Genomic DNA, 3,552 nt, shown 5'->3' on the forward strand with positions numbered 1-3,552 from the left:
AGCCTGGCCTATGAAGTCGCCTTGGTTGAGGCACAGGTGCGTAACGGTCATGACCGGCCGCTGATTCCAGGCCTGCGTGGTGGTGCACCCAGCACGTCTCGTCCCACTGATCTCTCTGCTTCAGCAGCGTCTGGTAGTCGGGCGCGTAGTGGTGATCACGCGGACGCTGGTGATCACGCAGCCGCGCGGGGCGAGTCCCTGGTGGGAGAGATGCCTCTGCAAGACCCGTTCAAGTGGCGCCCTGGGGTGGATGAGTTTGACACGTGGCCCGAATTTCTGGAGCACTATCTTGCCAACGCTTCCCCGGATCAGCCGCAAATCACCCTCTACGTGCCCGGGAACGAAGGGAAGCGGAAGTTCACTCGGGAAGCGCGGGAATGGGCGATTTTGTGGGCGAAAGCCGTGCGCTGGGATCTCGACGCGAATGGGTATGTTTACGGCGCGGATAGAGTGGTGCGCGCGCTTGGTGGAATGCTTCCAAAAACCACTGTACTATACCGGTGTAAAGATACGAATTTGTCCGACCCGCCGCCGGTGCCGCCCGACGTGCGGGAAAAGATCATCAACTTCACGCCGCCGCAACCCGGGGAAACGCTGGGGAAGTTCCTGCTCCACCTTCAGAGGGGCGGCCTGAACCTGTTTCTTGGCAAATACGAGACCGGCATCTTCGTCTCTTCGGTAACGCAGGAGCTGGTGCATGAATGGGTTCTAAACGAAAAACACGAAGGAAATACCAATCCGGAGGTGGCGGGCTGGGCCGGTAAGATCGGCGAGCTGCCCGTGGTCACGGCAAATGCCGTGAGATTACTTCGAAATAAAAAGAGAAAGAGGGGCAAGCTGGCGAGGAAACAGAAGAATTTGGATTGCTCTGGTCTGGGGGATGACAATGCCGCAGCGGACGGCTTGATTGGTGATGTGCCCGCTGCTGTTGATCCGTGGGGGACGTTTGAGCAGCGGGCGACGGCGAGGGGGTGGGGGCTGGAAATCCTCGATGTCGGAGCTGATGGTGACTGTTTCTACCGGTCGGTGCTGGATTCAGTGCCGGAGGAGGTATGGGGGCCCCGGCTTGATCAGCTCGGCAAGGAACGGTCCGTGCAGGGGTTGCGCAACGCACTCGCCGACAATTATCTACAAAGATTTGTCGCCGGCACCGACGCTGAGCGGGCCTCGCTGCAGATCGTCGCGGACGACATTCGTGCACCTCGGAGTTGGAGCAATGTTGGTGGTGACGTTGCTCCCCAGCTCGTTGCGGATTTGCTGGGCGTCAACATTGTGGTGATCGTCCCCGATGGTCGCCTGTCCACCCAGGGTGTCGAGCAGTACGGCACCAGGGAGACCTACTACATCGTCTACAACGGTACGGACCACTACATGGCCACCCGGCGATTGGAAGACGCTCACACTGCCGGAGGATCAGGAGGCCTCGTGGCGCCGCAACCCGTTTCCGGCCATGCCGTGCCTACTGCTGTTGATCCGTCCATATCGGACACTGGGGTGGTGTCGTCTGGTAGTAGGATGCGCGCTGGTAATCTCGCGGATAGCGGTGAACACGCAGCTGCGCGGGGCGAGTCTCTAGTGGTGCCGCCGCAGTGGGTGCGGAAGCGGATTGTCGAGTGGCGTCCACAGCCCGAACAGGAATCTTCGCAGGCACCGCAGGATCAGAAATTCCTGGGGACACTGGAGGAGTTCCTGCTTGATTTCAAATGGGATGACGGACAGAAGCGCGACCTGCAGGTGCCCCTTGCCCGCGGCAGGGGTGACCGCCTTGATCCGGGCACGCAGGATCTGGTGACTGCGTGGGTTCAGGGCATGCTCTCGGAGGGGTTCACCCAAACCAGTGTGGCGGAGCTGTCCGGCGAGCTGGCTAGCCGTGACTTTGTGTGGCGTGCGCGCCCGGTGCCACGCGCTGCTGCTGTCGCTCGGGTGGGGTTGCCGGATGACTTGGGGTTGCCGAAAAACTTGCGTGACGGGATCTTCCGCGAACTTGATGTGGGCAAGACGGAGTTGCTCGACCTGGACCGGAGGCGTGTTGTGGAGTATGGGAGGCAGTTGGGCGAAGTGATCGCGGGGCTGGTTGCCGGGCTGGGGCCGGAGGTGGAGTTGCCGGACATCCGGATCACGGTTCGGACGAATGTCAAAGGTAATAGGAGGCCGAATCCGCCGCTTGGGTCGCTGCCGGGCGCGTTGCAGCCGACGGTGAAGGAGCGGACGCAGAGCTGCATCAGAGGTCTGCTGGACCAGGGGATGAAGCACCGGCCGTCGCGTGGTGAGGGCGAGAACGGGGCCGATGGGGATGATGAGCGCGGCGTCAGTGACGAACTCGCGGCCGTCCTGGAACGTCTGCCGGTGACCTGGTCTTGGGGCAAGCCTAAAAGGAAACGCGGCGAAGACCCCGGCTTGCCCCTTCTGCCCCAGTTCGACATCTGGTCTGACGGTGGCCTGTCGGGCCGGACCGCGGAGGACTATCGCAGCGCCCGCCAGCTGACCCTGGAATTTATCGCGCGGAAAGGCAATCGTCTGTCGGCCGCCGATGAGCAGCGGTTGTTCTGGCGGCTGGAGGGCTTCGTCGGTCGGTTTGTCGTGAGTCCGCCTGACGCGCGTCCCACGCTGAACGTCGAGATTCTTCAGAACTCGCAGGATCGTGAGGATTGTGAGGAGTGGGTCAAGGAACTACGCGACCGTGTTCTGAAAGAGGTATATGAGGGACTTCGGCCGCAGTACGGGTTACTCTCGCTCGCCGAGCTGCGCAAACACGTGGTGATCAGCTCGCTCCCCCGGCCCAAGAAGGGGCTACGGTTCACCGAGATTTCTGCTTCAGCACCGTCTGGTAGCCGGCTGCGTATTGGTGATCACGCGGATACCGGTGAACACACACCCGCCGACGTGGTGCCGCAGGCGCCGCATCCCGCTTTCGGCCACGCCGGTCTGAGTGGGCTTGAGGGTGTGGGGGCTGGCTGGATGGATATGGGCTTGCCGGAAAGTATGGTCTCTGCGGTCGAGGTGCAGCCGGGTGTTTCGTCGTCTGGCAGCCGGTTGGACATAGGTGTGCACGCAGATGCGGGGCAGAGCGGAGCCACTGCTGTCGTCGAGGCAGGTGCCGCCTCGGACACCGGTCCTGATTCGGGGGTGCAGCGTAAACGCCAGGCTTCTTCTGACGGTGGCCAGGAGTCGTTCGAGCCGTCGGCGAAACGGGTGCGGCCGGATTCCGCCGCGGCGGCGGGTGAGGTGATGCCGGAGCACTCGGCAGTGGATCCGGGTGCGGTGGACTCCGGCCTGACCCACTTTGACCTGACCCAGTTTGACCCGACCAACTTTGACCTGCCTGACTTTGACCTTGGCTTGGGGCCGGCCGGCTGGGATCTGCCTCGCTTGGGTCTGATCGGCTTTGACCCGGCTGGTTTGGGCCTGGCCGGTGTTGACCTGCCGAACGTCGATGAGCAGGAGGGCTGGCGGCCCAGGCCCGATTCCGTTGCGGGTGTCGATGGTTCGATCGGCGACGTGCCCGCTGCTGTTGATCGGTCCATAACGGACACTGCGGTGGACTCCGGCCTG

Annotated in this window: 1 protein-coding gene; it reads left to right on the forward strand. The window is 62.6% G+C overall.

Going from position 1 to position 3,552, the window contains the following annotated elements:
- Positions 1 to 246 precede the first annotated feature (246 nt).
- Positions 247 to 3,552 (forward strand): OTU domain-containing protein (locus tag E1288_RS46090; protein ID WP_132495635.1); only part of this gene is annotated, 3,306 nt, incomplete at its 3' end.

The sequence above is a fragment of the Saccharopolyspora elongata genome (genome assembly GCF_004348985.1).
In the GTDB taxonomy this organism is placed as follows: Bacteria; Actinomycetota; Actinomycetes; order Mycobacteriales; family Pseudonocardiaceae; genus Saccharopolyspora; species Saccharopolyspora elongata.